The following is a 24,417-nucleotide window of genomic DNA, read 5'->3' as shown; positions in this document are numbered from 1 at the left end:
ACCGCACAATCCTGTGGGAGCGGGCATGCCCGCGAAGAGGCCAGACCTGCTTTACTGGGCCAGTACCACCAACTTACCCACAGCCCGCCGCTGACCCAGCGCCTCAATGGCAGCCCCGGCTTCAGCCAGTGGATAAGTTTTAGACACCAACGGCTTCAACTTGCCCTCGGCATGCCAGGCAAACAACTGCCGGAAGTTCGCCGCATTGTCCTCAGGCTGACGCTGGGCAAACGCCCCCCAGAACACCCCAAGCACCGCTGCCCCCTTGAGCAGCACCAGGTTCGCCGCCATCTGCGGTATCGTCCCACTGGCAAACCCCACCACCAGCAGCCTGCCCTGCCACGCCAGCCCGCGCACGGCCTGGTCGAACAGCTCGCCGCCCACCGGGTCGTAGATCACATCGACGCCCTGGCCGCCGGTCAGACGCTTGATCTCTTCCTTGAGGCTGGCCTGGCTGTAGTCGATCACTTCGTCAGCCCCTGCAGCCTTGGCTACGGCGAGTTTTTCGGTGCTGCTGGCTGCGGCGATCACTTTGGCGCCCATGGCCTTGCCGATTTCTACCGCTGCCAGGCCAACACCCCCGGATGCACCGAGCACCAGCAGGGTTTCAGCGGGTTGCAGCTGGCCGCGCTGCTTGAGTGCATGCATCGAGGTGCCATAGGTCATGCCGAACGCAGCGGCAGTGGCAAAATCCATGTGTTCGGGGATCGGCATGACGTTGTAGAACGGCACTGCCACCTGCTCGGCGAACGCCCCCCAGCCAGTCAAGGCCATCACCCGGTCACCCACCTTGAAGCTGCCGGCCCGTTCGCCGACTGCAGCGACCACGCCTGCGGCCTCGCCCCCCGGCGAGAACGGCAGGGGTGGCTGGAACTGGTATTTGCCTTCGATGATCAGCGTGTCGGGGAAGTTGACCCCGGCAGCCTGCACGTCGAGCAGGATCTCGTTCTTCTTCGGCACCGGGCTGGCCACGTCTTCCAGCACCAGGTCGCGAGCCGGGCCCAGGGTTTTGCACAACACAGCTTTCATCGGGGCTATTCCTTTGCGTGTAGTGGCCGATAAGTGTAGGAGGGGCGCCTGCCGGGTCAACGAGCATGGCTCGCCCTGATGTGCTGGTATAAGTGCTGGCACAAGCCCGGGCTTGGGTTTGCCCCCCATGCTGGGTAAGCTGGCGCCAACTGTTTCTAGGAGCGAATTCGTGAAAGCGTGGATCTTGATGGTACTGGCGCTGATGCTGCCAGCGGCGGCCATGGCCGAGGAAGCCAAGGAAGGGGAGCCAAAGGTTTCCTACATCACCCTGAGCCCGCCCTTCGTCGGCAACTACGCCCTCGATGGCAGCCCCAAGCTGCGCGTGTACAAGGCCGATGTGGCCCTGCGCGTGACCGGCGACGCCGCAGCCACTGCGGTCAAGCACCAGGAGCCGCTGATCCGCAACCAGCTGGTGGCACTGTTCACCCAGCAGACGGTGGAGACCATGAGCAACGTCGACGCCAAGGAAAAGCTGCGTCAGGAAGCGTTGAAGCAGGTGCAGCAGGTGATGGAAGCGGAAGAGGGCAAGCCGATTGTCGAGGATCTGCTGTTCAATAACCTGATTGTGCAGTGATTTGATTTTGTCGGTGGCGACTTCGGCGTAGGAGAAATCTATCTTTCCTGTAGGCCTCCCAATTTTCGACTCGTGATGTTTCTACCGCGCTAGATTGCGTATGGTTTCAGATGTTCGAGAGAAGTTGGAATGCCATTGAAGTATCAGCCGAAGGAAGCGACTGTTCTTATGTGCGACTTCTCAGGTTTTCAGGTACCTGAGATGGTCAAGGTTCGACCGGTCGTTGTCCTTCGCAAACATAGCCTCAATCAACAGCTGGTCACAATAGTACCGTTGAGTACGACGGAGCCTGAACGGTTGGCCAAGCATCATGTTGTCCTGCCTAGCTACCTGCCAGGCTCCACTCAGACATGCTGGGCCAAGTGCGACATGGTTTACACCGTCTCAATAGCCAGATTGGACAGGTGCCGTATCAGGTCGCGTCAAGGTGGTGGCCGAGAGTATGTGGTGTTGTCGATGCAGCCTGAACATTTCGCCGCCGTGCGGGAAGCTGTTGGCTTTGCGTTGGGCTTCACACATCCGGCAATAGTACGAACAGTTGTCAGTGGAATGCAGGATGCACCATACTGAGCGCGTTCCCGAGAGGGGCTTGTGAGACTCTGCAAATCCTGGTCTATCCAGCAATTACAGAGCCGGGCAGGTATAAGGCGATAACAAGCTTGCCTGTCTGTGAGTAGGGCGCCGCGAGGCGCCCTTTGTATTTGTCTTCTACGTGGAAGCGGTGTAGCGCGCCAGCGCATTGATTGCTGCCCACTGTTCTTCAGTCACTGGCATCACCGACAACCGCGTGCCTTTCTGCACCAGCGGCAACTCTGCCAGTGCACTCTGCTGTTTGAGCAAACCCAGCCCCAGCACCTGGCGGAAGGTCTTCACGTGGGCCACGTCCACCGCGCTCCACGGGTTCTTCTCGGCATTGGCCTTGGCATCGAAATAGTGGCTTTCCGGGTCCAGCGCCGTCGGGTCCGGGTAGGCCGCTGCGGTGATCCGTGCGATGCCGGCAATGCCCGGCTGCGGGCAGCTGGAGTGGTAAAACAAGAACTCGTCACCCACGTTCATGGCCCGCATGTAATTGCGCGCCTGGTAGTTGCGTACGCCATCCCAGCGCGCCTCGCCCAGGCGGCCCAGGCCTTCGATCGAGAGCTCGTCGGGCTCGGACTTCATCAGCCAATAGGCCATGGATACTGCTCCTGAAAAGGTTTGAAATAACCTGTTGCACGAAACCGACAGCCGGTTGGCGTCAACGTTTGCGTGAAGGCTCAGGTTGTCGGAAAATGCGCCGATTTTAAAGCTAGACGCTCCGGCGGCACCAAGAAGGTCGCCGAGCCTGAACGTATGCCTAGGGGGGCATTCTTCGATGAAACAACGCAAACCGGATCTACTGTGGATCCTGGTCTTCATCTTTGGTCTTGGTGTGGTCACCACCGGTTATGCCCAGGGTATCTGGGAGCGAAAGCTGGATACCGCCTACCAGACGCCGGTCGACGCCACCCCGCAGAAACGCTGATTCACCTGCTGACGCCGCTCAGCGCGGTGCCAGGTACCAGCCGCGGTCGCTGACCGTGCCCTGCAGTGGTACATCCCAACTGGCCTGCGCCAGTCGCTCGACTTTCTGGCATTCATGCGCCAGCCCCAACAGCAGCGGTTTTTTCCAGGTCTTGCGGCGTGCCTGGTAGGCCAGGCTCCGGTCGTAGAAACCTCCGCCCATGCCCAGTCGCCCGCCGCCTTCATCGAAACCGACCAGCGGCAACAGGATCAGGTCCAGCGCCCAGATCGGGCGCTGGCGCCGACGATCGGTCAATGGCTCTGGAATACGGAAGCGGTTGCGCTTGAGTTTTTCGCCCTCTTCGAAACGCTGGAACACCATGCGCGTGCGCGGCCAGGCATGCAGCACCGGCAGGTAGGTGCGTTTGCCACGGCGCTGGGCTTCGCGCAGCAGCAGGCGCGGGTCGATTTCACCGTCGTTGGGCAGGTACAGGGCGATATGCCGGGCGCGGCGGAACAAGGGGTGCTGCGCCAGCTGGCGGTACAGGCCGCGTGTGGCTTGGTGCTGCTGTGCGGGTGTGAGGGCGCGGCGGGCATTGCGAAGCAGGCGACGAAGCTGGGGGCGGGTGAGCGGCGCAGTTTCAGTCATGGCACTGGCGATCCCAGGTATCGGATTGCCCAGCTGGGCGCTGGGCAAGAAGAATCAGGCTCCCCGATAAGACCGCTATCGGTGTAGCCCTTGAACCCGAAAGTTCAAGGTGGAGATTGCAGGGGGCGTTAAGGCTTTCCGTCGGGCGGACATGCACACCGGCCCCAGCGTGCAACCCCCGTGGTTGTGCGTATCGGCTCAGGGACATAACCGACTGGCGCATCCCCCAGGGAGTGGCGCCAGTATACCAATCTCAGCCGTTTTTGGTACCCGCATCGTCGGACAAAGCCTGATCGACCCGCTCCAGCAGGTCACGCACCTGTTCACGGCTGGTGCCACTGACCGGCGCGTCGTTGCGATCTTCCTGGCGGTGCAGCATCTCGTGAGTGATGTTCAACGCCGCCATGACCGCAATGCGGTCGGCACCGATCACCTTGCCGCTGCTGCGGATCTCGCGCATCTTGCCGTCCAGGTAGCGCGCCGCGCTGACCAGGTTGTTGCGCTCTTCCGGCGGGCAGATGATCGAATACTCCTTGTCGAGGATCTGCACGGTGACGCTATTGCTTGAACTCATGAGTCTTGCTCCAGGGCCTTCAGGCGTAAAATCATCGACTCGACCTTGCGCTTGGCGATCTCGTTCTTTTCGATGAGGTGGGCGCGCTCCTCGCGCCAGGATTTTTCCTGAGCTACTAGGAGTGCATTTTGCCGTTTTAGTTGCTCGACGCGCTCAATCAGCAACTCGAATCGGCTCATCAGCGCTTGCAGGTCGTTGTCTTGCGTGGGTTGCACTCGATTCGCTCCGTCGTTGAATCACCCTGCGATGATGCCTCGCCCTGTGCCGCGGCGGCCAGTGCCGATGGTCTTGGCGCGCCTGCCGGTGCTAGGATACAAGGTCTTCATTCTAGTCAAATGCGCCGCCTGGCGCCTAGCCGACCATGCCTAATACTCAATCGCCTTACGTTGCCTTCGCCATGCTGCTCTCGAGCAATGGCCACCCTGTAACCCCTGCCGAGCTGCACGGCCTGCTGATCGGCCGCAGCTGTGCCGGTGCCGGCTTCGATGCCGAGGCCTGGCTGGCCGATGCCGCCCAACTGCTGGAAACCGAACCCGGTGACACCGTGCGCAACGCCTTGATCGGCCTGCAAGAGATGGTCAAGGGCGAGCTGCACAGCGAAGACATGGCCATCGTCTTGTTGCTGCCTAGCGACGATGCCGCCTTGGCCGACCGTGCCGAGGCACTGGGCCAGTGGTGCCAAGGCTTCATCACCGGCTTTGGCCTGAACGCCGGGGGCAAGGACCTGTCTACCGAAGCCAAGGAAGTGCTGCAGGACTTGGTGGCCATTTCCCAGGTCCAGGAAGCCCTCGAAGAATCCGAAGACGGCGAGAGCGACTACATGGAGGTCATGGAGTACCTGCGCGTCGCACCGCTGCTGCTGTACACGGAGCTGGCCGCGCCAGCCGCACCCGCGCCAAAACCTTCGCTGCACTGATTAACCGGGGGTAGTTCTGCCCATGAGCCCTATACCCAAGGCCGAGTATGCCCGTCGGCGCAAGGCGCTGATGGCGCAGATGGTCCCCAACAGCATCGCCATCCTGCCCGCCGCCGCAGTTGCCATCCGCAACCGCGACGTCGAGCACGTGTACCGCCAGGACAGCGATTTCCAGTACCTCAGCGGCTTTCCCGAGCCTGAGGCGGTGATCGCGCTGATCCCCGGACGCGAGCACGGCGAGTACGTGCTGTTCTGCCGCGAGCGCAACCCTGAGCGCGAGCAATGGGACGGGCTGCGTGCAGGCCAGGAAGGTGCAGTTCGCGACTTTGGCGCGGACGATGCCTTCCCGATTACCGACATCGACGAGATCCTGCCCGGCCTGATCGAAGGCCGCGAGCGGGTCTACAGCGCCATGGGCAGCAACCCTGAGTTCGACCGCCGGCTGATGGACTGGATCAACGTGATCCGCTCCAAGGCGCGCCTCGGTGCCCAGCCGCCGAACGAGTTCGTTGCGCTGGATCATCTGCTGCACGACATGCGCCTGTATAAATCGGCGGCGGAAGTGAAGGTGATGCGTGCCGCAGCGGAGATCTCCGCACGCGCCCATGTGCGTGCCATGCAGGCCTGCCGCGCTGGGCTGCACGAATACAGCCTGGAAGCCGAACTGGACTACGAGTTCCGCAAGGGCGGGGCAAAGATGCCGGCTTATGGGTCGATCGTCGCTGCCGGGCGCAATGGCTGCATCCTGCACTACCAGCAGAACGATGCCCCGCTCAAGGACGGCGACCTGGTGCTGATCGATGCCGGGTGCGAGATCGACTGCTACGCCAGCGACATCACCCGTACCTTCCCGGTCAGCGGGCGTTTTTCGCCCGAGCAGAAGGCCATCTACGAGCTGGTGCTCAAGGCACAGGCCGCCGCGTTTGCCGAGATCGCCCCAGGCAAGCACTGGAATCATGCCCACGAAGCGACAGTGCGGGTCATCACCGAGGGCCTGGTGGAACTTGGCCTGCTCAAGGGTGAGGTACAGGCGCTGATCGACAGCGAGGCCTATCGAGCCTTCTACATGCACCGCGCCGGGCACTGGCTGGGCATGGATGTTCACGATGTCGGCGAATACAAGGTCGGTGGCGAGTGGCGGGTGCTGGAGCCCGGCATGGCGCTGACGGTCGAGCCGGGCATCTACATTGCCGTCGACAACCAAGAAGTCGCGAAGAAATGGCGCGGCATCGGCATCAGGATCGAGGACGACGTGGTAGTGACCAAGCAAGGTTGTGAAATTTTGACTTCGGGCGTGCCCCGCACGGTCGCCGAGATCGAGGCGCTGATGCAGGCTGCGCGCAAGGACGCGGCATGAGCCGGGTCAACCTGGCGATCATCGGCGGTGGTCTGGTTGGCGCGAGCTTGGCGTTGGCCCTGCAGGCCGGCGCCAAGGCGCGCGGCTGGAAGATCCTGCTGATCGAACCATTCGCCCCCGGCGACAGCTTTCAGCCCAGCTACGATGCGCGTTCATCGGCGCTGTCGTTCGGCACCCGGCAGATCTACCAACACCTTGGCCTGTGGCAAACCATCAGCCCGCGCGCCGAGCCAATCCGGCAGATTCAGGTGTCTGATCGCGGCCGCTTTGGTTCCACCCGGCTAGATGCCATGGAAGAAGGCGTACCGGCCTTGGGTTACGTGGTTGAAAACGCCTGGCTCGGGCAATGCCTGTGGCAGGGCTTGGACAGCGAGGTGGTGAGTTGGCGTTGCCCGGCCGAGGTGAAGGCGATGCAGGCCATCGAAGGTGGCTACCGTCTGCTGCTGGACGACGACACCAGCCTGGAATGCGACCTCGCGGTGCTGGCCGACGGTGGTCGCTCCGGCCTGCGCGAGCAGCTGGGCATTCACGTGCGCCGTACACCCTACGAACAGAGCGCGCTGATCGCCAACATCACCCCGGGCGAGGCGCACTGCGGCCAAGCCTTCGAACGCTTCACCGAACAAGGCCCGATGGCCTTGCTGCCGTTGCCGGAAAACCGCTGCGCGCTGGTCTGGACGCGGCAGGGGATGGATGCCCGGCGCCTGGCTGAAATCGACGAACGCAGCTTTCTGCGCGAGCTGCAGGGCGCCTTTGGCTATCGTCTCGGCGCCCTGCGCCAGGTCGGTGCCCGGCATCTCTACCCTTTGGCGCTGATCGAGGCCGAGGAGCAGGTGCGCCCGCACCTGGTGGTGCTGGGCAACGCGGCGCACAGCCTGCACCCGATCGCCGGCCAGGGCTTCAACCTGTCGCTGCGTGACGTGCAATCGCTGGCCGATGCGCTGTTGGCTGGCCCACAGCATCCAGGCGACCTGGCCAGCCTGCAGGCCTATCGCCAGCGTCAGCGTCTGGACCAGGCCCTGACCATCGGCTTCTCCGACCAGGTCACCCGCCTGTTCGGCAGCAACCAGCCACTGCTGGCGGCCGGGCGCAATATCGGCCTGCTCGGGCTCGATCTGCTGCCACCGGCAAAAAGCTGGTTCGCCCGGCAGGCCATGGGCTTGGGTACCCGCCCCGATCCGCGGGGCCAGGCATGAGCAACCCGCGCAGGCTGGCGCGCCGGGCGCGCATGTTGCGCTGGCTGTTGAACTTCTACCCGCCCTACATCGGCGCCGGTATTCACATCCAGCACATCAGCCCGGACATGCGCAGCGTCAAGGTGCGCATGAAACTGACTCGTTGGAACCGCAACTACGTTGGCACCCAGTTTGGCGGCAGCCTGTACTCGATGGTCGACCCGTTCTACATGCTGCTGCTGATCGAGCAGCTGGGCAGCGAGTACATCGTCTGGGACAAGGCGGCCAGCATCGACTTCATCAGCCCGGGCAAGGGCACGGTGTATGCCGAGTTCCACGTCGATGACGCGCTGCTGGACGAGATCCGCCAGCAGACCGCCTCCGGCAAGAAGTACCTGCCTCATGTGCAGGTCGATATCCGTGACGAAGCCGGCGAGCTGGTGGCACGGGTCGATAAAACCCTATACGTGCGGCTCAAGCCGCAAGCGAGGCAGGCGTAAGGCATGGAAATGCGCGCAGATCTGTTGATTGTCGGTGCCGGTATGGTCGGCAGCGCCCTGGCCCTGGCGCTTCGCCACAGTGGCCTGGAAATTCTCCTGCTCGACGGCAGCCCGCTGTCGGTCAAACCGTTCGACGGCGCTGCACCGTTCGAGCCGCGGGTCAGTGCCTTGTCAGCGGCCAGCCAGCGCATCCTCGAACGCCTCGGTGCCTGGGACGGCATCGCCGGCCGGCGCGTGTCGCCGTATTCCGACATGCATGTGTGGGACGGCAGCGGTACCGGCCAGATTCATTTCTCGGCAGCCAGCGTGCATGCTCAAGTGCTCGGCCATATCGTCGAGAACCGTGTGGTACAGGACGGTTTGCTGGAGCGCCTGCACGACAGCGACATCGGCCTGCTACCCAATGCCCGCCTGGAGCAGCTACGCCGTTCCGGTGACGAATGGCTGCTGACCCTGGCCGATGGCCGCCAACTGCGTACGCCGCTGGTGGTGGCCGCCGACGGCGCCAACTCGGCGGTACGCCGCTTGGCCGGTTGCGAGACCCGCGAATGGGATTACCTGCACCACGCCATCGTCACCAGCGTGCGCTGCAGCGCCGCACACCAGGCCACCGCCTGGCAGCGCTTCACTGATGAGGGGCCGCTGGCGTTCCTGCCGTTGTCCCGTGACGGCAAGCAGGATTGGTGCTCGATCGTCTGGTCGACGACCCCGGAGCAAGCCGAGCAGATCATGGCAATGGACGAGCAGGCCTTCCTCAAGGCCCTGGAGCGCGCCTTCGAGGGGCGCCTGGGTGACGTGCTGGAGGCCGACCCGCGCGTCTGCGTCCCGCTGCGCCAGCGCCATGCCAAGCGCTATGTGGACGAAGGGCTGGTGCTGATCGGCGATGCCGCGCACACCATTCACCCGTTGGCCGGGCAGGGCGTCAACCTGGGCTTCCTTGACGCCGCGGTGCTGGCCGAGGTGCTGGAGCATGCCTGTGAGCGTGGTGAGCGCTTGGCGGATGTGAAGGTGCTCAGCCGTTATGAGCGCCGGCGTATGCCGCACAACTTGGCGCTGATGGCGGCGATGGAAGGCTTCGAGCGGTTGTTCCAGGCCAATCCGTTGCCGTTACGCTGGTTGCGCAACAGCGGGTTGAAGCTTGTGGAACAGATGCCGGAAGCCAAGGCGATGTTCGTGCGTCAGGCCTTGGGGTTGACTGGGGACCTGCCGGAACTGGCCAAGGCTTGAAATACCCGGGGTCGCGAAGCGGCCCTCTGCAACATCCGGTAACTGCTCGGATGATGAGTCGGAAAATGGGATTCACTACCATTTGCGCCTCTCATACGATCCGAGGAGTGCTTTCCATGTTGCCACGCAAGCCCCTACTGGCCGCCCTGGCCCTGACCCTGTTCGGCGGCACCGCCAATGCGGCGGACGAAGTGGTGGTGTACTCCTCGCGCATCGACGAGCTGATCAAGCCGGTCTTCGACGCCTACACCGCAAAGACCGGGGTCAAGGTCAAGTTCATCACCGACAAAGAGGCCCCGCTGATGCAGCGCATCAAGGCCGAAGGCGAGAACGGCGTGGCCGACCTGCTGCTCACCGTCGATGCCGGTAACCTCTGGCAGGCCGAGCAGATGGGTATCCTGCAGCCGATCAAGTCGGCCATCATCGACCAGAACATCCCGCCACAATACCGTGCTTCGTCCCATGACTGGACCGGCTTGAGCCTGCGCGCGCGGACCATTGTCTACTCCACCGAGCGGGTCAAGCCGGCCGAGCTGACCACCTACGAAGCCCTTGCCGACAAGCACTGGGAAGGCCGCCTGTGCCTGCGCACGGCGAAGAAGGTGTACAACCAGTCGCTGACTGCCACGCTGATCGAGAACCACGGCGAGGCGAAGACCGAGCAGATCGTCAAAGGCTGGGTCGGCAACCTGGCCACCGATGTGTTCGCCGACGACAACTCGGTGATCCAGGCCATCGAGGCCGGCCAGTGCGATGTCGGTGTGGTCAACACCTACTACTACGGTCGCCTGCACGCCCAGAACCCGAAACTGCCGGTGAAGATCTTCTGGCCCAACCAGGGCGACCGTGGCGTGCACGTCAACCTGTCGGGCATCGGCCTGACCAAGCATGCGCCGCACCCGGAAGCCGCCACGAAGCTGGTCGAGTGGATGACTGGCGAGGAGGCGCAAAAGCTGTTCGCCGACATCAACCAGGAGTTCCCGGCCAACCCGAAGGTCAAACCGTCGGATGAAGTGGCGGCCTGGGGCAGCTTCAAGGCCGACAGCATTCCGGTGGAGGTGGCCGGCAAGCGCCAGGCCGAGGCTATTCGCCTGATGGATCGTGCTGGCTGGAACTAAGCACCCGGCTTTAAGCTTTCGGGGCCTTCAAGGGCCTCTTCGCGGGCATGCCCGCTCCCACAGGACTACTCGATCCTTGTGGAAGCGGGCGTGCCCGCGAACGACCGCGCAGCGGTCGCCATCGCAATCGAGAATTCAACCTTGCCCCACACTCCTCAACGCCGCTGGTACCTCCCAGTCTTGCTGACCGCTGCCTTGGTCCTGCTACCCCTGAGTGTGCTGCTGCTGTCCTGGCAGACAATCGACCTGCAGATCTGGTCGCACCTGCTCGATACTCAGATGGCCCGCCTGCTGGGCAATACCGCGACCTTGGTGGTCGGCGTCGGTATCGGCGTCACGCTGCTCGGCGTCAGCCTGGCCTGGCTCACCAGCCTCTGCGAATTCCCCGGCCGGCGCTGGCTCGACTGGGCGCTGATGCTGCCGTTTGCCATTCCAGCCTACGTGCTGGCTTTCGTCTTCGTCGGCCTGCTCGACTTTGCCGGCCCCGTGCAGAGCGCCTTGCGCGAGGTGTTCGGGCCGATGCGCCTGCCACGGGTGCGCTCTACCGGTGGGGTGATCATCGTGCTGGTGCTGGTGTTCTACCCCTACGTCTACCTACTGGCGCGCACCGCGTTCCTGGCCCAGGGCCGGGGCTTGATGGAGGCTGCGCGGGTACTTGGCCTGTCGCCCCTGCAAGCCTTCTGGCGGGTAGCCCTGCCAATGGCGCGGCCTGCGATTGGTGCGGGTATTGCCCTGGCGCTAATGGAGACCCTGGCCGATTTTGGCGCAGTGGCGGTGTTCAATTACGACACCTTCACCACGGCCATCTACAAGACCTGGTACGGCTTCTTCAGCCTGTCCAGTGCAGCCCAGCTGGCCAGCCTGCTGCTGTTGGCGGTGATGCTGGTGCTGTATGGCGAGCGCCGCGCCCGTGGCGCGACCCGTAGCGGCAACGAGCGCCCGCGCGGGCAGGCGCTTTATCACCTGCACGGGCTCAAGGCGCTGCTGGCCAGTGGCTGGTGCCTGCTGGTGTTTGCCTGCGCATTCGTCATTCCGTTACTGCAGCTGCTGGCGTGGTTCTGGCAGCGTGGGCGGCATGACCTGGACGAGCGCTATGTCGGCCTGGTGCTGCATACCGTGTACCTCGGTGGCATGGCCGCATTGATCACCGTCTGTGTGGCCCTGATGCTGGCCTTTGCCCGCCGTCAGGCGCCAACGGGCGGCATCCGCGCAGGCGTCGGCCTGGCCAACCTGGGCTACGCCTTGCCCGGCTCGGTGCTGGCGGTGTCGATCATGCTGGCCTTCAGTTACCTGGATAACCAACTGGTCATTCCGCTCTCGACCTGGTTGGGTGGCGCGGGCAAGCCGCTGCTGCTGGGCAGCCTGGCCGCCTTGCTGTTGGCTTATCTGGTGCGCTTCATTGCCGTGGCCTACGGCCCCTTGGAGAGCAGCCTGGAACGTATCCGCCCCTCGTTGCCGGAGGCCTCGCGCAGCCTTGGCGTCGGTGGCGTGGGTTTGTTTTTCAAGGTGTATCTGCCGCTGTTGGTGCCCGGGGCCTTGAGCGCTGCATTGCTGGTGTTCGTCGATGTGCTGAAGGAAATGCCCGCCACCTTGCTGATGCGCCCGTTCGGCTGGGACACCCTGGCGGTCAGGGTGTTCGAGATGACCAGCGAAGGCGAATGGGCGCGCGCCTCGTTGCCGGCGCTGACCCTGGTGCTGGTCGGGTTGTTGCCGGTCATCGGGCTGATCCGCCGTTCGGCCCGTCGTCCGGGTCACAGTCACTGAGGATGCCAGCTTGCGCCCTTGCGGCTACAATGCGCGGCATTCGCGCGGCGGGTCCTACAAGAAGAGCTGACGATTAAACGTCATCGAGCGCCGCCGCTTCGCCACGCCCGGAAGGAGAAACCCATGGGACAGCGCACGCTTTTGTACGACTTGCACCTGGCGCTCGGCGCCAAGACAGTCGATTTCGGCGGCTGGGACATGCCGCTGCACTATGGCTCGCAGGTCGAGGAGCACCATCAGGTGCGAAGTGACTGCGGTGTCTTCGATGTTTCCCACATGACAGTCATCGACATTGTCGGTGACGACGCCATGCCCTGGCTGCAACATCTGCTGGCCAACGACGTGGCCCGTCTCGACGGCGTCGGCAAGGCGCTGTACAGCCCGTTGCTCAACGACGACGGTGGCGTCATCGATGACCTGATCGTCTACCGCACCCAGAATGGCTACCGTCTGGTCACCAACGCGGCCACGCGGGCGAAGGTCCTCGCTTGGCTGGAGCAGCAGCGTGCCGGTTTCAGCGTATCGTTCGACGTTCGACCCGACCTTGCCATCCTCGCTATCCAGGGCCCCCACGCTCGCGAAAAAGTCGCCGCGCTGCTGAGCTCGGCTCGCGCCGCGCTGATCCGTGAACTGCGCCCGTTCGAAGGGCTCGCCGAAGGTGACTGGTTCATCGCTCGTACCGGCTACACCGGTGAAGACGGCCTGGAAATCATCCTGCCAGGCGATCAGGCAGTCGCGTTCTTCAACGACCTGGTTGGCGCCGGCATCGCGCCGAGCGGCCTGGGCGCGCGCGACACGCTGCGCCTGGAAGCCGGCATGAACCTGTACGGCCAGGACATCGATGAAAGCCACACCCCGCTGACCTCCAATTTGGGTTGGTGCATCGCCTGGGAGCCAGCCGAGCGCAACTTCGTCGGCCGCACCGGCCTGTTGGCGGAAATCGAGCGCGGTGTGCAGGAAAAACTGGTTGGTCTGGTGCTGGAAGAGCGCGGCGTGCTGCGTGCCCACCAGGTGGTTCGTGTAGCCGGGATTGGCGAAGGGGAGATCACCAGTGGTAGTTTCTCGCCTACGCTGAGCAAATCCATCGCCCTGGCGCGCGTGCCCATGGCAACCGGTGACCGTGCCGAAGTCGAAATCCGCGGCAAATGGTACCCGGTGCGGGTGGTCAAACCGACCTTCGTGCGCCACGGAAAGATTCTGATCTGAACATTCAACGGCGGGCCGAACCGCTGACCCAAACGAGGAATTCAAGACATGAGCAATATCCCCGCCGATCTGCGTTTCGCCGAAAGCCACGAGTGGGCGCGCCTGGAAGCTGATGGCACCGTAACCGTCGGCATCAGCGACCACGCCCAGCAGGCGCTGGGTGACGTGGTGTTCGTCGAGCTGGCCGAAGTCGGCAAGGTGTTCGCTGCTGGCGACGCTGCTGGCGTGGTCGAGTCGGTCAAGGCCGCTTCCGACATCTACGCCCCGGTTGCCGGTGAAGTGATCGCGGTCAACGAAGAGCTGGCCGACAGCCCGGAACTGCTCAACGATAAACCTTATGATTCGTGGATCTTCAAGCTCAAGCCAAGCAACTCGGCTGATCTGGACAAGCTGCTGGATGCCGCCGGCTACAAAGCCACTATCGGCGAGTAAGACCGCGTCGCCTGGTTCGCGGGGCAAGCCCGCTCCTACAGGGATAGCGCTCGCGGGGCTGTCTCTGACGTGTAGGAGCGGGCTTGCCCCGCGAAAGGGCCGGGCCTGCAAACGCAAGATTCCCCGCAGAATCGGCAATCCTTCCTAGACTTATAAGTCTCCATGAGACCTGGTCTAGGAAGAGAGCGTCGACATGTCCCAGTCGCCATCCCTGCATCAACTGCAAGAGCTCAACCCTTTCCTGCGCCGCCACCTGGGGCCCGATGCCTCGGAGCAGCAGGCAATGCTCAGCACCCTCGGCCTCAGCAGCCGTCGCGAGCTGATCGAGCAGACCGTGCCGCCAGGCATCCGTTTCAACCGTGCTCTCGACCTGCCGCCAGCCCTGGATGAACAGGCTGCGTTGGCCAAGCTCGCCGGGTATGCAGAGCAGAATCAGGTGTGGACCAGCCTTATTGGCATGGGCTACCACGGCACCATCACGCCCACCGTCATCCTGCGCAACGTGCTGGAAAACCCCGGCTGGTACACCGCCTACACGCCCTATCAGCCCGAAATCGCCCAAGGGCGGCTGGAGGCACTGCTGAATTTCCAGCAGATGGTCATCGACCTCACCGGGCTGGCGCTGGCCAACGCGTCCTTGCTCGACGAAGCCACGGCGGCTGCCGAAGCCATGGCCCTGGCCAAGCGGGTGGCACGCAACAAGAGCAATGCATTCTTTGCCGATGAGCACTGTCATCCACAGACCTTGTCGGTGCTTAAAACCCGCGCCGAAGGGTTCGGTTTCCAGCTGATCGTCGACTCTGTGGATAACCTTGCCCGGCACCAGGTCTTCGGCGCCTTGCTGCAATACCCCGACACTCATGGCGAGGTGCGCGACCTGCGCCCGCTGATCGACCAGTTGCACAGCCAGCAGGCCCTGGCCTGCGTCGCCGCCGACCTGCTCAGCCTGGTAGTGTTGACACCGCCTGGCGAGCTGGGTGCGGATGTGGTGTTGGGGTCGACCCAGCGCTTTGGCGTACCGATGGGCTATGGCGGCCCACACGCGGCCTATTTTGCCTGCCGTGACGATTACAAGCGGGCGATGCCCGGGCGCATCATTGGCGTGTCCCGCGATGCCCGCGGCAATACTGCACTGCGCATGGCCCTGCAGACCCGCGAGCAGCATATCCGCCGCGAAAAGGCCAACTCCAACATCTGCACTGCCCAGGTGCTGTTGGCCAACATCGCTGGTTTCTATGCGGTGTATCACGGCCCCGAAGGCCTGCAACGCATCGCCCAGCGTGTGCACCGGCTGACCTTCGTACTGGCCGCAGGCCTTGAGGCCAAAGGCATCAAACGCCTCAACCAGCACTTTTTCGACACGTTGACCCTGGACGTCGGCGGCGCCCAGGCAGCGATCATCGAAAGCGCCGAAGCCGCCCGCATCAACCTGCGCATTCTGGGGCGTGGCCATCTCGGCGTGAGCCTGGACGAGACCTGTAACGAAGCCACGGTGCTGCGGCTGCTGGATATCTTTCTCGGCGTCGATCATGGCCTGGACATCGCCACGCTCGACCAGCACGCGCTGCCCGAAGGCATCCCCGCTGCGCTGGTGCGACGCACACCGTTCCTCAGCCACCCGGTGTTCAACCTGCACCATAGCGAAACCGAGATGCTGCGCTATCTCAAGCAGCTGGAGAACAAGGACCTGGCCCTGAACCAATCGATGATCCCGCTCGGCTCTTGCACCATGAAGCTCAATGCCACCAGCGAGATGATCCCCATCACCTGGCCCGCGTTTGCCCAGTTGCACCCGTTTGCCCCCGCCGCACAGGCCACAGGCTACAAGGCGATGATCGACGAGCTGGAGAGCTGGTTGTGCGCCATTACCGGCTTCGACGCCATCTGCATGCAGCCCAACTCCGGCGCCCAGGGTGAATACGCCGGGCTCATGGCCATCACCCGCTATCACCGCAGCCGTCACCAGCCCCAGCGCACGCTGTGCCTGATCCCTTCGTCGGCCCACGGCACCAACCCGGCTTCGGCGCAGATGGCTGGCATGGAGGTAGTGATCGTCGACTGCGACGAGGCGGGCAACGTCGATCTCGAGGACCTCAAGGTCAAGGCCCAAGCTGCCGGCGACAAGCTTTCATGCCTCATGGTCACCTATCCCTCGACTCATGGCGTGTACGAAGAGGGCATTCGCGAGATCTGTGAGGTGGTCCACCAGCACGGCGGCCAGGTGTATATGGACGGCGCCAACCTCAACGCCCAGGTTGGCCTGGCACGGCCAGCGGATATCGGCGCCGATGTTTCGCACATGAACCTGCACAAGACCTTCTGTATCCCCCATGGCGGCGGTGGCCCGGGCATGGGGCCAATCGGTATCCGTGCGCATCTGAAACCGTTCGTCGCCAGCCACCCGGTAGTGCCCGTGCCGGGACTGGACCCGAACAACAGTGCCATCAGTGCCGCGCCCTGGGGCAGCGCGAGCATCCTGCCGATCAGCTGGATGTACATCGCCATGATGGGCCCGCAGCTTGCCGACGCCAGCGAAGTGGCGATCCTTTCGGCCAACTACCTGGTCAGCCAGCTCGGCGGTGCGTTCCCGGTGCTGTACCGCGGGCGCAACCAGCGCGTGGCGCATGAATGCATCCTCGACCTGCGGCCGCTCAAGGCGCAGACCGGCATCACCGAGGAAGACGTTGCCAAGCGCCTGATGGACTATGGCTTCCACGCCCCGACCATGTCGTTTCCTGTACCGGGGACCTTGATGGTGGAGCCTACTGAGAGCGAGTCGAAGGCCGAGTTGGACCGTTTCGTCGAAGCGATGCTGGCGATTCGGGCAGAGATTGCCGAGGTGCAGGAGGGTAACTGGCCGGCGGAGGACAACCCGCTCAAGCATGCGCCGCATACCTTGGCCGATGTGTTGGCGCTCTGGACCCGGCCTTACAGCCTGGAGCAGGCGGTAGCGCCCAGTGCCCACGTGCGCCTGCACAAATACTGGCCAGCGGTGAACCGGGTCGACAACGTGTATGGGGACAGGAATCTGTTCTGTGCTTGCGTGCCGGTGGAGGCTTATCGCTGAAATCGGGGGGCGCAGAGAGCCCCCCATGCCTTACTCGGCGACCGCGTTCTTGGCCAGGATGGCGTTGGCCAAATCCATGTCCGAGGCTTCGAGCCCTGGGTTTTCAGCGCGCACCTGCTGCAGCGCCTGCTCCAGGAACGGCCCGCGAATCGCGCCTTCACTGGCGACGAAGCTGCCGGCGTCATCCTGCGCGGCGAGTACCAGCTTGTGGTCGTGCGAAGTGATGTAGCTCGACGCGGTGGTCGCGCCGGAAGTCATTACATTACGCCAGAATGTATCGGCCATGGCGGAGCCAACAGGCAGCGAAAGCAGGGCAGCAGCTGCGATGGCGGTTTTGAGACGCATGATGAAACACCTCGAAGGGTGAGGGCTGGGGAATGGCCGCTTTGATCTCGAAAAATGGGCGCAAGTTCCTTGAATACAAGGGTTTTTTGCTCAGGAGCAGACCCTCAGAACCTCCTCGGAACGGGTCAGCCCACGGGCCACTTTCACCTCCCCGCAGCTGCGCAAATCCTGTAACCCTTCAGTTAGAGCCTGCCGTTGCAGTTCGGCCAAGTCGGTGCTGGAGCCAATCCGCGCCCGCAGGCTTTCGCTTGGGATCAGCAACTCGAACAACCCCGTGCGGCCGCGGTAGCCGGTGCCTCGACAGACCTGGCAAGGATCGCTCAATGGCCGGCCCTGGCATGCGTGGCAAAGCAAGCGCACCAGGCGCTGGGCCATGACCCCGGCCAGGGTCGCGCGGATCAGGTAGTCGGCCACGCCCAGCTCCAGCAGGCGGGTAATGGCGCTGCAGGTGTCATTGGTGTGCAGGGTGGAAAGCACCAGGTGGCCGGTGAGTGCCGCTTGAACCGCCACCAGCGCGGTCTCGCGGTCGCGGATCTCGCCGATCATGATGATGTCTGGGTCTTGGCGCAGCAGGGCGCGCACACCATCGGCAAAGCCCAGGCCCAGGGCCGGTTGCACCTGCAACTGGTTGAACGCTGGCTCCAGGCGCTCGATCGGGTCTTCGATGGTGCACAGGTTGACTTCTGGTGTGGCCAACAGCTTGAGGCTGGCGTAGAGCGTGCTGGTCTTGCCGGAGCCGGTAGGCCCGGTGACCAGCAGGATGCCCTGGCGGCGCTGCAACAGCGTCTGCCACTGCAGCAACTGCTCGCCCTCCAGGCCCAGCTGGTCGAAGTCTTCTTGCAACTGGCGCGGGTCGAACAAGCGCAGCACCAGTTTTTCACCAAAGGGCGTCGGTAGCGTCGAGAGGCGCAGCTCCACTTCGTTGCCCCCTGGCAGGCTGCTCTTCACCCGGCCGTCCTGCGGGCGGCGCTTTTCCGCTACATCCATGCGACCCAGGTGCTTCAGGCGGCTGACCACGGCCAGGGTAACGCTGGCCGGGAAGGCGTAGACCGTGTGAAGCAGCCCGTCGATGCGGTAGCGCAGGTGGCCTTGTTCGCGGCGTGGCTCCAGATGGATATCGCTGGCGCGCTGCTCGATGGCGTACTGCAACAGCCAGTCGACGATATGCACGATGTGCGCATCGTCGGCCGTGGCCTCCGCCTGGCGCTTGCCCAGCTCAAGCAAGTGTTCAAGCTCGCCCAGACTGGTCGCTTGCTGGTGCTGCGCACCTTGTACCGAGTGGGCCAGGCGGAACAGCGACTGCCCTAGTTGGCGAATCTGCAGCGGGCTGGCCAGCACCCGGCGGATCGGTTTGCCCAGGCTACGCGCAAGGTCGGCTTGCCACAGCTGTTGATAAGGCTCGGCACTGGCCACGGTGATGGCGTTGGCGTCGTTGGCCACGATCAGAATGCCGTGGCGTTGCGCGAAGGCAGGGGAAATCAGGCCATTGACCTGGGCCAGGTCGAGTTGCATGGGGTCGATGCGCAGATAAGGTTGGCCGACTCTTTGCGCCAGCCATTGGCATAGGGTGTCCAGGTTCAGCCGCTTGCCGGGCTGGCTGCGATCTTCCAGCCCCAGCGCCGCGATGGTTTCAAGCGGGTGCTGGGCACTATAACGGGGCGCTTGTTCGCGAACCTGGCATGAGTCGTTGGCGGTCAGGTGCTGGTCGGCTTGCAAGGCGTCCAGCAGGCTTTTCAGGTCGAGGGCTTGCTCGTTGGAAGTGAACATCGGTGGCGTCCGTGCCTTGGGGGAGTCCTTACTCAAGGCTAGCCGTGCCTGGCGCAGCCAGGCTCAGGAAAGGATTTCGGAATTTTGCGCCGCCGGGCTTCAGACCACCGCCAGCTCCAGGCGCGCCAGGTTTTCCAGGCTCACCTCCCCGACACACACCAGGTTGCGCAGTTTTTGCGCAATCACTTCTGCCCGATGCCAGCTCAAGCCGCCGATACCGACCTCGATGTCGAACCAGTCTTCCTGCTGGCTAACCTGCACGCTGTGAGGCGTGAGGAACTGTAAGGCAAACAGGTTGAGCACCCGGCACAGGGTATCCGGCTCGGCTTCGGCCTGCAGGCGATAGCGCACTGTGTTGTGGCTGGCGTTGGCGGCCCAGGCATCACTGCGGGTCACGGGGCGTTCGAGTGCGTTCATGCTGGGTCTCCACGAATGTAGGAGAAATTCTTGCACGTCGAAGCCGGTATTTTTTCGCTATGATTCCGTCGAATTGCAGGTGATTCAGATTGGTCTATTCGAATAAGTTTATTTTGGAGAATTATTCATGCAAGGCGAACTGGATGCCTACGATCGGCGCATTCTCGAACTTCTGCAAGAGGACGCGTCGCTGTCCAGTGCGCAGATCGCCGAGCGTGTGGGGCTGTCGCAATCGCCCTGCTGGCGCAGGATTCAGCGGCTGAAAGAGGAGGGGGTGATCCGTGGGCAAGTGACCCTACTGGACCGCAAGAAGATCGGCTTGAACACGCAGATCTTCGCCGAGGTGAAACTCAACGCCCACGGCCGCTCCAACTTCACCGAGTTCACCGAGGCGATCCGCGGCTTTCCGGAAGTGTTGGAGTGCTATGTGTTGATGGGGGCGGTGGACTTCCTGCTACGTATCGTTACCTCGGACATCGAGGCTTATGAGCGCTTTTTCTTTGAAAAGCTGTCAAACGTGCCGGGGATTCAGGAAGTGAATTCAATTGTGGCGCTTTCGGAGATCAAGTCCACCACCAGCCTGCCGCTGGCCAGGTGAGGCCTTCGCGGGCTTGCCCGCTCCCACAGGAGACTTGCAGCCCCTGATAGCGGCGCAGTACCTGTGGGAGCGGGCAAGCCCGCGAAGAAACAGACGCGGTATCAAGCCTTGAGCAGGTGCTTCCAGCCCCGGCTCTGATCAACCACCCGAGCCTGCTCGATCCGCGCTTCCAGCACTTCATCGCTGATCGGCAGTTCCGCCAGCTCATGCAGCTTCTTCAGGTCGCCGTACAGGCGGTCCATCTGTGGCGCTTCGAGCACCTGGCGGGCATGGTGCAGCCACGCCAGCAGCTGTTCGATGCGCGGCAGTTGCTCGGCCAGGTCTTCCGGGCGCTGGGTGTACAGCGGCAGCTTCAGCGAGCGGCCCTCTTCGCCCAGCAAGTGCGCCAGCCAGCTGGCCAACTGCGCTTTGCCCTGGCGCTCGCCACGGCCCTTGCGCTCCACGGTCCACGCACGGGCCAGCAGCCAGCGCGAGGTTTCCAGGGAGAACTGGCCCCAGCGTACGTCTTCGAGTTCTTCGATGAACTGCTCGGGCGCGGCACGGCGAATGTCTTCATCGTCATTGCCGGCCTGCACCAGCGGGCGCCAGTCTTCCAGCAGCGCATCGAGGCTGGCGCGCAGCTCGCGGGTGGTGGCGCGTGGCGCGGCTTGGCCCAGGCTGGCAACCAGTGCGCGCAGTTCGGCCAGGCACTGCACCCAATCCTGCAGCAGGCGCCAGTGGCCATTGTGGCGGTACTGTTCGGCCAGGCGCTGACTGCTGCCCAGCAGCTGCCAGGCGAGCGCGGTGAAGGCGTCGTCCAAGGCCATTTCGGCGTCCAGCTCGGTGGAAGGCAGGCCCAGCTCGTAGCTGTCCGGCTCCAGCAGGCGGTAGCCACGCTCGGCCTTGCTGATGTCGCACGGCATCAGCGGCAGGCTGGCGGCCAGCTCGGCGGCCAGCTCCAGCAGCGCTTCAGGGGCGCCTTCGCGCAGCTCCAGCTCCAGTTCGCTGATCGCTTCCTTGCGCTTGCCGGCGATCACGAAGCCCTGGTCCAGCGCGGCCTCGATCACCACCTTGCTCTTGCCGCGGCCCCAGCTGATCTCAGCGTACTCGCGGGTGAAGTCGGTGGTGAACAGCGGCTTGATGGTTTTCTTGTCCAGCTCGGCCAGTTGCTCTGGCCAGCAGGTGGCGTCGAGCTTTTTCAGGTCGAGCTTGACCTTGTCCAGGTTCCATTCGTATTCATTGCGCTCGGACAGCCCGGCGACGCTCTGGCCACGGCACTTCAGGGTCTGGATGATCGCCTCGCCGTCGCGGCGCAGGCGCAGGGCGACACGGGCGGCGGCGAGGTCGCGCTCGGGGGTGTCGAAGTACTGGTTCAGCAGCTCGCGCGTCTGCCAGCCGGACTTGTTGCGCTTTTTCAGCAGGGGGTGCTCGCGCAGGGCGGCGAGGGTCTCGCGGCTGGCGCGGAGCTTGAGTTCGGTTTCTTTGTGCATCACAGGCTCGAAGGAGGGGCGTCGTTGCAGGGCAGTCTACAGGAGTCGGCCGGCAACGGTTTATTCCGGACGGCGGATAGTCCTATGATGGGCAACGCTTCCGAGGAGTATGCGCATGCCGTTGCCGACGCTGAAAGACCAGTTTGCCGCCTTGATCGCCGCGCCCTCGGTCAGTTGTACCCAACCAGCACTGGACCAGTCCAACCGCCAGGTCATCGACCTGCTGGCCGGCTGGCTGGGCGACCTCGGCTTCCATTGCGACATCCAGCAGGTCAGCCCCGGCAAATTCAACCTGCTGGCGAGCCGCGGTAGCGGCCCCGGCGGCCTGGTGCTGGCTGGCCACAGCGACACGGTGCCCTACGACGAACAGCTGTGGTCCAGCGACCCGCTCAAGCTCACCGAGGCCGATGGCCGCTGGGTCGGCTTGGGCAGCTGCGACATGAAAGGCTTTTTCGCCTTGATCATCGAAGCGGTGATTCCGCTGCTCGAGCATGACTTCAAGCAGCCGCTGCTCATCCTCGCTACATGCGATGAAGAAAGCTCCATGTCCGGCGCTCGCGCCCTGGCCGCTGCCGGCCAGCCACTCGGCCGCGCGGCGGTGATCGGCGAGCCCACGGGCCTGCGGCCGATACGCATGCACAAGGGCATCCTCATGGACCGCATCGACATTCTCGGGCGCAGCGGCCATTCGTCCGACCCGAGCCTGGGCCGCAGCGCGATGGAGGCCATGCACGAGGTGATGGGTGAGCTGATGGGCCTGCGCCGGCAGTGGCAGGCAACCTTCAGCAACCCGCAGTTCACCGTACCCACGCCCACCATGAACTTCGGCTGCATCCATGGTGGTGACAACCCCAACCGCATTTGCGGCCAGTGCGCCCTGGAGTTCGACCTGCGCCCGCTGCCGGGCATGGATGTCGAGCAACTGCGCGCCGCCATTCGCGGCAAGTTGAAGCCGGTGGCCGAACGCCATGAGGTGCGCATCGACTATGCACCGCTGTTCCCCGAGGTGCCGCCCTTCGAGCAGGCCGCCGATGCCGAGCTGGTGCAAGTGGCCGAGCGCCTCACCGGCCATCGCGCCGAAGCGGTGGCGTTCGGCACCGAAGCGCCTTATCTTCAGCAGCTGGGTTGCCAGACCATCGTGCTGGGCCCCGGCGACATCGCCTGTGCCCACCAGCCTGGCGAATACCTTGAAATGTCACGAATCGAGCCTACCGTGCGTCTATTGCGTGACCTGATCCGGCACTATTGCCTGAGCTAAACGTCCACCCTGTTGATTCGTTCTTGCTTAGAGGAGACCGCGCGTGACCGCAAGCCTGTTCCGACGATGATCCTGAACGCCGTGTGATTCACCGTTCTCCGTCCACTTTATCCACAGGCCCTGTCATGCCCGAATACGTCAACTGGCTACGTCATGCCTCCCCGTACATCAATGCCCACCGCGACTGCACCTTCGTAGTCATGCTCCCCGGCGATGGGGTTGAACACCCGAATTTCGGCAATATCGTCCACGACCTGGTGCTGCTGCACAGCCTGGGTGTGCGCCTGGTGCTGGTGCATGGGTCACGCCCGCAGATCGAAAGCCGCCTGGCTGATCGTGGCCTGACCCCGCACTACCACCGCGGCATGCGCATTACCGACGCCGCCACCCTGGACTGCGTGATCGATGCTGTCGGCGCCCTGCGCCTGGCCATCGAGGCGCGCCTGTCGATGGACATCGCCGCCTCGCCGATGCAGGGCTCGCGCTTGCGCGTGGCCTCCGGCAACCTGGTCACGGCACGGCCGATCGGCGTGCTCGAAGGCGTGGATTACCACCACACCGGCGAAGTGCGCCGGGTCGACCGCAAGGGCATCAGCCGCCTGCTCGACGAGCGCTCCATCGTGCTGCTGTCACCGCTGGGCTACTCGCCGACGGGTGAAATTTTCAATCTGGCCTGCGAAGACGTCGCCACCCGCGCGGCCATTGAGCTGGGTGCCGACAAGCTGTTGCTGTTCGGTGCCGAGCCTGGCCTGCTGGACGAAAACGGCAAGCTGGTGCGAGAACTGCGCCCGCAGCAGATCGCCCCGCATCTAGCGCGTCTGGGCAGCGATTACCAGGGCGAGCTGCTGGATGCCGCTGCCGAGGCTTGCAAAGGCGGTGTGGCGCGTAGCCATATCGTCAGTTATGCCGAGGACGGTGCGCTGCTGACCGAGCTGTTCACCCGCGAAGGTGGCGGCACGCTGGTGTCGCAGGAGCAGTTCGAAGTGGTGCGCGAGGCGACCATCGATGATGTGGGTGGCTTGCTGGAGTTGATCAGCCCGCTGGAAGAACAGGGCATCCTGGTACGTCGTTCGCGCGAGGTGCTGGAGCGGGAGATCGAACAGTTCAGCGTGGTCGAGCGTGAAGGGATGATCATTGCCTGCGCGGCGCTGTACCCGATTGCTGATTCGCAGGCGGGTGAACTGGCGTGCCTGGCGGTGAACCCGGAATACCGCCATGGCGGGCGCGGGGACGAGCTGCTCGAACGCATCGAGGGGCGGGCGAAGCAGATGGGGTTGAATACCTTGTTCGTGCTTACCACGCGCACGGCGCACTGGTTCCGTGAACGCGGGTTTGCGCCTAGCGGGGTAGAGCGCCTGCCGGCGGCAAGGGCTTCGCTGTACAACTATCAGCGCAACTCGAAGATTTTCGAGAAGTCCCTGTAAGCCTGCACTGGCCTCTTCGCGGGCGCGCCCGCTCCCACAGGAACTCACAATGCTTGGGCCTGTGATTTA

The 24,417-nt window shown here is 63.7% G+C and carries 25 protein-coding genes and 1 other RNA gene; 16 read left to right on the top strand and 10 right to left on the bottom strand.

The features are described from left to right. Nucleotides 1–51 precede the first annotated feature (51 nt). Nucleotides 52–1,029, bottom strand: a complete 978-nt coding sequence (locus APH28_RS25645) for an NADPH:quinone oxidoreductase family protein (RefSeq protein WP_060513240.1) — start codon at nt 1,027–1,029, stop codon at nt 52–54. A gap of 169 nt (nt 1,030–1,198) precedes the next feature. Between APH28_RS25645 and APH28_RS25640 the strand changes: the two genes are divergently transcribed. Continuing rightward, the gene (locus APH28_RS25640; protein ID WP_060513239.1) at nt 1,199–1,603 is read left to right on the top strand and encodes a flagellar basal body-associated protein FliL; all 405 of its coding nucleotides are present in this window, start codon (nt 1,199–1,201) and stop codon (nt 1,601–1,603) included. Between the two features lie 129 nt (nt 1,604–1,732). Further along, nucleotides 1,733–2,173, top strand: coding sequence for a type II toxin-antitoxin system PemK/MazF family toxin (locus APH28_RS28455; RefSeq protein WP_082432395.1), 441 nt, complete (start codon nt 1,733–1,735; stop codon nt 2,171–2,173). A 138-nt stretch (nt 2,174–2,311) separates the two neighbouring features. Here APH28_RS28455 and APH28_RS25635 read toward each other — a convergent pair whose 3' ends face one another. Further along, on the bottom strand, nt 2,312–2,779 hold the full coding sequence (locus tag APH28_RS25635; RefSeq protein ID WP_060513238.1) for an EVE domain-containing protein: 468 nt from the start codon (nt 2,777–2,779) through the stop codon (nt 2,312–2,314). 178 nt (nt 2,780–2,957) lie between these two features. On the opposite strand from APH28_RS25635, the gene APH28_RS28935 reads away from it, so the two are divergent. Continuing rightward, a complete protein-coding gene (locus APH28_RS28935) occupies nt 2,958–3,107 on the top strand; it encodes a hypothetical protein (protein WP_177334299.1) in 150 nt (49 codons plus the stop codon). An 18-nt stretch (nt 3,108–3,125) separates the two neighbouring features. Here APH28_RS28935 and APH28_RS25630 read toward each other — a convergent pair whose 3' ends face one another. The 4 genes from APH28_RS25630 to APH28_RS25615 form a co-directional block, all read right to left on the bottom strand. Then, nucleotides 3,126–3,734 (bottom strand): 5-formyltetrahydrofolate cyclo-ligase, encoded by a 609-nt coding sequence (locus APH28_RS25630; protein WP_060513242.1) that lies wholly within the window; start codon nt 3,732–3,734, stop codon nt 3,126–3,128. A gap of 56 nt (nt 3,735–3,790) precedes the next feature. Then, a non-coding RNA gene (gene ssrS, locus APH28_RS25625) (6S RNA) lies at nt 3,791–3,970 on the bottom strand. A 17-nt stretch (nt 3,971–3,987) separates the two neighbouring features. Then, on the bottom strand, nt 3,988–4,308 hold the full coding sequence (locus APH28_RS25620; protein WP_060513237.1) for a cell division protein ZapA: 321 nt from the start codon (nt 4,306–4,308) through the stop codon (nt 3,988–3,990). Further along, on the bottom strand, nt 4,305–4,487 hold the full coding sequence (locus tag APH28_RS25615) for a TIGR02449 family protein (RefSeq protein ID WP_029886233.1): 183 nt from the start codon (nt 4,485–4,487) through the stop codon (nt 4,305–4,307). Before APH28_RS25615 ends, APH28_RS25620 begins: the two co-directional genes overlap by 4 nt. Nucleotides 4,488–4,669: 182 nt before the next feature. On the opposite strand from APH28_RS25615, the gene APH28_RS25610 reads away from it, so the two are divergent. From APH28_RS25610 to gcvP, 10 genes are all read left to right on the top strand, one after another. Then, complete coding sequence (locus APH28_RS25610) at nt 4,670–5,224, top strand: YecA family protein (RefSeq protein WP_060513236.1); 555 nt, start codon at nt 4,670–4,672, stop codon at nt 5,222–5,224. A gap of 22 nt (nt 5,225–5,246) precedes the next feature. Next, nucleotides 5,247–6,581 carry a Xaa-Pro aminopeptidase gene (pepP, locus tag APH28_RS25605; RefSeq protein WP_060513235.1) on the top strand — a complete coding sequence of 445 codons (1,335 nt, stop codon included), beginning with the start codon at nt 5,247–5,249 and terminating at the stop codon, nt 6,579–6,581. Further along, nucleotides 6,578–7,777: a 2-octaprenyl-6-methoxyphenyl hydroxylase gene (gene ubiH / locus APH28_RS25600; RefSeq protein WP_060513234.1), complete on the top strand. Its 1,200-nt coding sequence runs from the start codon at nt 6,578–6,580 to the stop codon at nt 7,775–7,777. Before pepP ends, ubiH begins: the two co-directional genes overlap by 4 nt. Continuing rightward, nucleotides 7,774–8,256: a DUF4442 domain-containing protein gene (locus tag APH28_RS25595; RefSeq protein ID WP_060513233.1), complete on the top strand. Its 483-nt coding sequence runs from the start codon at nt 7,774–7,776 to the stop codon at nt 8,254–8,256. Before ubiH ends, APH28_RS25595 begins: the two co-directional genes overlap by 4 nt. Before the next feature lie 9 nt (nt 8,257–8,265). Continuing rightward, on the top strand, nt 8,266–9,483 hold the full coding sequence (locus APH28_RS25590) for a 2-octaprenyl-3-methyl-6-methoxy-1,4-benzoquinol hydroxylase (protein ID WP_177334300.1): 1,218 nt from the start codon (nt 8,266–8,268) through the stop codon (nt 9,481–9,483). Between the two features lie 116 nt (nt 9,484–9,599). Next, entirely contained in the window at nt 9,600–10,601 is a 1,002-nt protein-coding gene (locus APH28_RS25585; RefSeq protein WP_060513231.1) for an extracellular solute-binding protein, read from the top strand. A 141-nt stretch (nt 10,602–10,742) separates the two neighbouring features. Then, on the top strand, nt 10,743–12,365 hold the full coding sequence (locus APH28_RS25580; RefSeq protein WP_060513241.1) for an iron ABC transporter permease: 1,623 nt from the start codon (nt 10,743–10,745) through the stop codon (nt 12,363–12,365). Between the two features lie 123 nt (nt 12,366–12,488). Further along, a complete protein-coding gene (gcvT, locus tag APH28_RS25575; protein ID WP_060513230.1) occupies nt 12,489–13,571 on the top strand; it encodes a glycine cleavage system aminomethyltransferase GcvT in 1,083 nt (360 codons plus the stop codon). Between the two features lie 48 nt (nt 13,572–13,619). After that, nucleotides 13,620–14,003 (top strand): glycine cleavage system protein GcvH, encoded by a 384-nt coding sequence (gene gcvH, locus APH28_RS25570; RefSeq protein WP_060513229.1) that lies wholly within the window; start codon nt 13,620–13,622, stop codon nt 14,001–14,003. A gap of 193 nt (nt 14,004–14,196) precedes the next feature. Continuing rightward, on the top strand, nt 14,197–17,070 hold the full coding sequence (gene gcvP / locus APH28_RS25565; protein ID WP_060513228.1) for an aminomethyl-transferring glycine dehydrogenase: 2,874 nt from the start codon (nt 14,197–14,199) through the stop codon (nt 17,068–17,070). A gap of 30 nt (nt 17,071–17,100) precedes the next feature. On the opposite strand, the gene APH28_RS25560 is transcribed toward gcvP, so the two are convergent. From APH28_RS25560 to APH28_RS25550, 3 genes are all read right to left on the bottom strand, one after another. Then, nucleotides 17,101–17,415 carry a DUF2388 domain-containing protein gene (locus tag APH28_RS25560; RefSeq protein ID WP_060513227.1) on the bottom strand — a complete coding sequence of 105 codons (315 nt, stop codon included), beginning with the start codon at nt 17,413–17,415 and terminating at the stop codon, nt 17,101–17,103. Nucleotides 17,416–17,505: 90 nt separating this feature from the next. Further along, nucleotides 17,506–19,182, bottom strand: a complete 1,677-nt coding sequence (locus APH28_RS25555; protein ID WP_060513226.1) for a GspE/PulE family protein — start codon at nt 19,180–19,182, stop codon at nt 17,506–17,508. Between the two features lie 99 nt (nt 19,183–19,281). Next, nucleotides 19,282–19,599, bottom strand: coding sequence for a hypothetical protein (locus APH28_RS25550; RefSeq protein WP_060513225.1), 318 nt, complete (start codon nt 19,597–19,599; stop codon nt 19,282–19,284). A 127-nt stretch (nt 19,600–19,726) separates the two neighbouring features. Between APH28_RS25550 and APH28_RS25545 the strand changes: the two genes are divergently transcribed. Further along, a complete protein-coding gene (locus APH28_RS25545) occupies nt 19,727–20,197 on the top strand; it encodes an Lrp/AsnC family transcriptional regulator (RefSeq protein WP_060513224.1) in 471 nt (156 codons plus the stop codon). A gap of 101 nt (nt 20,198–20,298) precedes the next feature. Here APH28_RS25545 and APH28_RS25540 read toward each other — a convergent pair whose 3' ends face one another. Further along, nucleotides 20,299–21,666, bottom strand: a complete 1,368-nt coding sequence (locus tag APH28_RS25540; protein WP_060513223.1) for a CYTH domain-containing protein — start codon at nt 21,664–21,666, stop codon at nt 20,299–20,301. 115 nt (nt 21,667–21,781) lie between these two features. Here APH28_RS25540 and argE point away from each other — a divergent pair, with 115 nt between their 5' ends. Both argE and argA read left to right on the top strand, forming a co-directional pair. Next, nucleotides 21,782–22,924 carry an acetylornithine deacetylase gene (gene argE / locus APH28_RS25535; protein ID WP_060513222.1) on the top strand — a complete coding sequence of 381 codons (1,143 nt, stop codon included), beginning with the start codon at nt 21,782–21,784 and terminating at the stop codon, nt 22,922–22,924. Nucleotides 22,925–23,049: 125 nt separating this feature from the next. Next, a complete protein-coding gene (gene argA, locus APH28_RS25530; RefSeq protein WP_060513221.1) occupies nt 23,050–24,348 on the top strand; it encodes an amino-acid N-acetyltransferase in 1,299 nt (432 codons plus the stop codon). Nucleotides 24,349–24,417 lie beyond the last annotated feature (69 nt).

It is taken from the genome of Pseudomonas sp. NBRC 111124 (assembly GCF_001320245.1).
In the GTDB taxonomy this organism is placed as follows: domain Bacteria; phylum Pseudomonadota; class Gammaproteobacteria; order Pseudomonadales; family Pseudomonadaceae; genus Aquipseudomonas.
This window is presented reverse-complemented; position numbering and strand designations above follow the sequence as displayed.

What these genes read in the sequence shown, in the direction of transcription:
- APH28_RS25645 (WP_060513240.1), bottom strand. Translation starts at nt 1,029, where the DNA reads ATGAAAGCTGTGTTGTGCAAAACCCTGGGCCCGGCTCGCGACCTGGTG.
- APH28_RS28455 (WP_082432395.1), top strand. Translation starts at nt 1,733, where the DNA reads ATGCCATTGAAGTATCAGCCGAAGGAAGCGACTGTTCTTATGTGCGAC.
- APH28_RS25635 (WP_060513238.1), bottom strand. Translation starts at nt 2,779, where the DNA reads ATGGCCTATTGGCTGATGAAGTCCGAGCCCGACGAGCTCTCGATCGAA.
- APH28_RS28935 (WP_177334299.1), top strand. Translation starts at nt 2,958, where the DNA reads ATGAAACAACGCAAACCGGATCTACTGTGGATCCTGGTCTTCATCTTT.
- APH28_RS25630 (WP_060513242.1), bottom strand. Translation starts at nt 3,734, where the DNA reads ATGACTGAAACTGCGCCGCTCACCCGCCCCCAGCTTCGTCGCCTGCTT.
- APH28_RS25620 (WP_060513237.1), bottom strand. Translation starts at nt 4,308, where the DNA reads ATGAGTTCAAGCAATAGCGTCACCGTGCAGATCCTCGACAAGGAGTAT.
- APH28_RS25615 (WP_029886233.1), bottom strand. Translation starts at nt 4,487, where the DNA reads ATGAGCCGATTCGAGTTGCTGATTGAGCGCGTCGAGCAACTAAAACGG.
- APH28_RS25610 (WP_060513236.1), top strand. Translation starts at nt 4,670, where the DNA reads ATGCCTAATACTCAATCGCCTTACGTTGCCTTCGCCATGCTGCTCTCG.
- pepP (WP_060513235.1), top strand. Translation starts at nt 5,247, where the DNA reads ATGAGCCCTATACCCAAGGCCGAGTATGCCCGTCGGCGCAAGGCGCTG.
- ubiH (WP_060513234.1), top strand. Translation starts at nt 6,578, where the DNA reads ATGAGCCGGGTCAACCTGGCGATCATCGGCGGTGGTCTGGTTGGCGCG.
- APH28_RS25595 (WP_060513233.1), top strand. Translation starts at nt 7,774, where the DNA reads ATGAGCAACCCGCGCAGGCTGGCGCGCCGGGCGCGCATGTTGCGCTGG.
- APH28_RS25590 (WP_177334300.1), top strand. Translation starts at nt 8,266, where the DNA reads ATGCGCGCAGATCTGTTGATTGTCGGTGCCGGTATGGTCGGCAGCGCC.
- APH28_RS25585 (WP_060513231.1), top strand. Translation starts at nt 9,600, where the DNA reads ATGTTGCCACGCAAGCCCCTACTGGCCGCCCTGGCCCTGACCCTGTTC.
- gcvT (WP_060513230.1), top strand. Translation starts at nt 12,489, where the DNA reads ATGGGACAGCGCACGCTTTTGTACGACTTGCACCTGGCGCTCGGCGCC.
- gcvH (WP_060513229.1), top strand. Translation starts at nt 13,620, where the DNA reads ATGAGCAATATCCCCGCCGATCTGCGTTTCGCCGAAAGCCACGAGTGG.
- gcvP (WP_060513228.1), top strand. Translation starts at nt 14,197, where the DNA reads ATGTCCCAGTCGCCATCCCTGCATCAACTGCAAGAGCTCAACCCTTTC.
- APH28_RS25560 (WP_060513227.1), bottom strand. Translation starts at nt 17,415, where the DNA reads ATGCGTCTCAAAACCGCCATCGCAGCTGCTGCCCTGCTTTCGCTGCCT.
- APH28_RS25555 (WP_060513226.1), bottom strand. Translation starts at nt 19,182, where the DNA reads ATGTTCACTTCCAACGAGCAAGCCCTCGACCTGAAAAGCCTGCTGGAC.
- APH28_RS25550 (WP_060513225.1), bottom strand. Translation starts at nt 19,599, where the DNA reads ATGAACGCACTCGAACGCCCCGTGACCCGCAGTGATGCCTGGGCCGCC.
- APH28_RS25545 (WP_060513224.1), top strand. Translation starts at nt 19,727, where the DNA reads ATGCAAGGCGAACTGGATGCCTACGATCGGCGCATTCTCGAACTTCTG.
- APH28_RS25540 (WP_060513223.1), bottom strand. Translation starts at nt 21,666, where the DNA reads ATGCACAAAGAAACCGAACTCAAGCTCCGCGCCAGCCGCGAGACCCTC.
- argE (WP_060513222.1), top strand. Translation starts at nt 21,782, where the DNA reads ATGCCGTTGCCGACGCTGAAAGACCAGTTTGCCGCCTTGATCGCCGCG.
- argA (WP_060513221.1), top strand. Translation starts at nt 23,050, where the DNA reads ATGCCCGAATACGTCAACTGGCTACGTCATGCCTCCCCGTACATCAAT.